General features: G+C 58.3%; 3 protein-coding genes. All 3 read right to left on the reverse strand.

The annotated features are described in order from the left end of the window. Positions 1–137: 137 nt before the first annotated feature. Positions 138–1,274 carry a DHHW family protein gene (locus tag E0E41_RS18300; RefSeq protein WP_130871320.1) on the reverse strand — a complete coding sequence of 379 codons (1,137 nt, stop codon included), beginning with the start codon at positions 1,272–1,274 and terminating at the stop codon, positions 138–140. 14 nt (positions 1,275–1,288) lie between these two features. After that, positions 1,289–2,692, reverse strand: coding sequence for an MBOAT family O-acyltransferase (locus E0E41_RS18305; RefSeq protein ID WP_130871321.1), 1,404 nt, complete (start codon positions 2,690–2,692; stop codon positions 1,289–1,291). A 94-nt stretch (positions 2,693–2,786) separates the two neighbouring features. Continuing rightward, the coding region (locus E0E41_RS18310; protein WP_130871322.1) for a DUF4358 domain-containing protein at positions 2,787–3,257 on the reverse strand (471 nt) is incomplete at its 5' end.

Genomic DNA, 3,257 nt, shown 5'->3' on the forward strand with positions numbered 1-3,257 from the left:
TACAACCATGAGCGCATCCAGTTGAAAACTGGAGAGGCGCCGCTTGCGCGACGCCTCTCCTCCTAAAACTTCATATTTCCTACCAGGGCTCTTTTTTGTACTGTCCGCACAATCTGGGGCAGTTCACTTGTTTTGTCTCAGCGGTCGATCCACAACAGATTGGAGTCGGTGACGAAGTTGGGTACGCTGTAGAGCACCAGAGCCTGGTCGATGCCGTTCTGCTCAATGTAGTCCTGGATGGACAGCTTGTAGTAGCGCAGATCGATCAGGTGGATCTCGGAAAAATGGGGGGTGAGGAAGGGCACCAGAGAATCGGTGTAGGAATCCCGGATGATGAGCAGCTTGGGTTTGTCGGTATTGGGAGTGGTGACCACGCCCAGGGACTGGTTGCCCCCCAGGAACATGGAGTACTTGTCCTTCACGCTGAGGAAGGAGGTGTCATACAGGGCACGGGGTTCCTCCACCGGGTTGCCCTTGCTGTCGTAGGTGTGGCTCACCACGGAAATGCCGGTGTCAGGCACGTAGGTGGAGATGGTATCCGGCTTTACCCAGCGCACGCCGGAGGAGGAGAACACAGTGCCGTAAAACTCGGTGGAGCGAATGGTCTCAGTGTAGCTGTCCAGGCTCACCGGCTCATAGCCCAGGGCCTGAGCCAGGCCTACGTAGCCGTAGTAGGCCCCCAGGCTGGTCCAGTGGTGGTCGGTGCGGTAGAAGATGTCCTCATCCCTGTGCTCCCACAGTGTGGTGTACAGATCGGCCCAGGCGGCCCCGGGCACAGCGGCCTGGGCCTGGGCCAGGATGTCGGTCTGGCTGGCGTTGGGAGCACCCGCCGGCAGCCGGTCGGCCCAGATGCAGGCCTGGGTGGGGATCAGGGAGAAGGTCACCGGGATATCCACATTTTCCACAAAATTATTCACATAGGTTAAATTGTCCGTCACCTTCTGGCTGTCGGGCTGGTCGAAGCGGGTGATCAGGGTGTCCTTGTCGCAGAAGTAGACACTGTTGTTTTCCTGCTTGCCCAGCACCCGCTCGGTGGCGGATTTCAGGCCGATCCAGCTGTCCCGGGCCACAAACTGATCGGTGGTGTAGGTCTCAAAGTCCTTCATGAACTGGCCGCTGAGGAGGGTCTTTACCGAGGGAGTGGGCAGCTGTTCCAGATTGCGGTTCTCCATCTCGGAAAAGGTCCGGTCGGGGGAGACGGCGTTGGCCACCAGGAACACGCCGATGAAGGCGCAGAACAGGGCAGTAATAAAAATACAGTATTTTTTCGACATGTCAGTACCTCCGATCAGAAGCGGAAATAGAGGAAGGGATTATAGGTGGCGTCCACCAGGTAGGCGGTGGAAAAGAGCAGCCCCGCCAGCAGCAGTACCGGCAGCACGATCTCAGCGGCCTTTTTCGGCAGCTTGTTCCACACCTTCACCGCCAGCGGGGTGGAGGCCACCGCAGCAATGATGAGCATGGGGAGATAGGAGGAGAAATAATACCCCACGTTATCGTTGGTCAGCCCGCCTCCCGCCATGCCGAACATGGCCTTCAGGTAGGGACCCAGATGACTGAAGTCTTCCACGGCGAAGATGGCCCAGCTCACCAGCACCAAAAACAGGGTGTAGATGTGGCACACGGCGGCGGGCAGCTTCTGGAGCACCTTGCCCAGGAAGGCTTTTTCCAGAATCAGCAGGGCGGCAAAATACAGGCCCCAGAACAGGAAGTTCCAGCTGGCTCCATGCCAGATGCCGGTGGCGGCCCACACGATGAGCAGGTTGAAGAACAGCCGGGGTTTCGACACCCGGTTGCCCCCCAGGGGGATATACAGGTACTCCCGGAACCAGGTGCCCAGGGAGATGTGCCACCGCCGCCAGAACTCAGTGATGGACTTGGAGATATAGGGGTAGTTGAAGTTGCGCATGAACTCAAATCCCAGCATCCGGCCCAGGCCCACGGCCATATCGGAGTAGCCGGAGAAGTCAAAGTACAGCTGGAGGGAGAAGGCCACTACCCCCAGCCAGGCCCCCGCCACGGTAAGCTGGTCGGTGGGCAGAGCCTTGTACACGTCCCACAGCATGCCCAGGTTGTTGGCCAGCAGCACCTTCTTGGCCAGGCCCACCACAAAGACCTGCACGCCGGAGGCGAACATTTCGGGGGAGTGCTTCCGGTAGTCGATCTGGTCCCCCAGGTCCTTGTACTTGATGATGGGGCCGGCAATGAGCTGGGGGAACAGGGTGACAAAGGTGCCGAAGTTGATGATGTTCTTCTGAACCTTGGCGTCTCCCCGGTAGACGTCGATGGTGTAGCTCATGGTCTGGAAGGTGTAGAAGGAGATGCCGATGGGCAGGCTCAGCCCCAGCTTGGGCATGAAGGTGAGGCCGATGGCCTCCAGGGACCCGGCGATAAAGTCCCAGTATTTGAAGAAGAACAGCAGGGCCAGGTTGAAGATCACCGACGAGGCCACCGCCATCTTGGCGCCCCGGTCATTTCCTCTCTGCTTGTTCCGTTCCACAAGCATGCCGTGGGTGTAGTCGATGGCGATGGAGACGAACATGATCAGGATATAGACCGGCTCTCCCCAGGCATAAAACACCAGGTTGGCGATCAGTAAAAGCAGATTCCGCCATTTCAGAGGTGTAATATAATATAGAAATAATACAATGGGGAGATAGAGAAACAGAAAATACAGGCTGGAGAAGACCAACGTCTCACCCTCTCTTTCGTATACGTCCGAAAAAGTGCCCGGCAGGAGGTGCTGCCGGGCACTTGCGCAGCAGGCATATTATACCCGCAAATCCTTACTTTGTATAGGTGTTAAAGATAGAAACCGCCTCATCGGCGTGGTCGCTGATGGCGAAGAGCACGTAGTTGCCGCTGGTCACCAGCTTGTAGTTCTCCACCAGCTCCAGCTGCTCAGGCAGGTACTGGGACCACTGGGCCTGCAGATCGGACTGCCGCTTGGCGATGCCGGCCTTCACGGTGTCCATCTTGCCGTCCTTCACCTCAGCCACAAAGAACTCGGTGGCGTGGACCGCCATCATGGGCATGTAGCACTTGTAGCTCACCAGGTCGGAGGCGCTGATGCCGTACAGGGAGGACATGGTGGAATCGTCCAGCTCCATCAGGCTGGGCAGGTCCAGCTTGGAGATGTCATTCCACACGGAGGCCACCACGTCGGTCTGGGGCTTGCTCTCGGGGGTGGGAGTGGGCGCGGTGGAGGGCTTGGTGGTCTGGGTGGGCTTGGTGGTAGGTTTGGCGGAGGGCTTGGT

It is taken from the genome of Intestinimonas massiliensis (ex Afouda et al. 2020) (assembly GCF_900626285.1).
GTDB classification, from domain to species: Bacteria; Bacillota; Clostridia; order Oscillospirales; family Oscillospiraceae; genus Flavonifractor; species Flavonifractor massiliensis_A.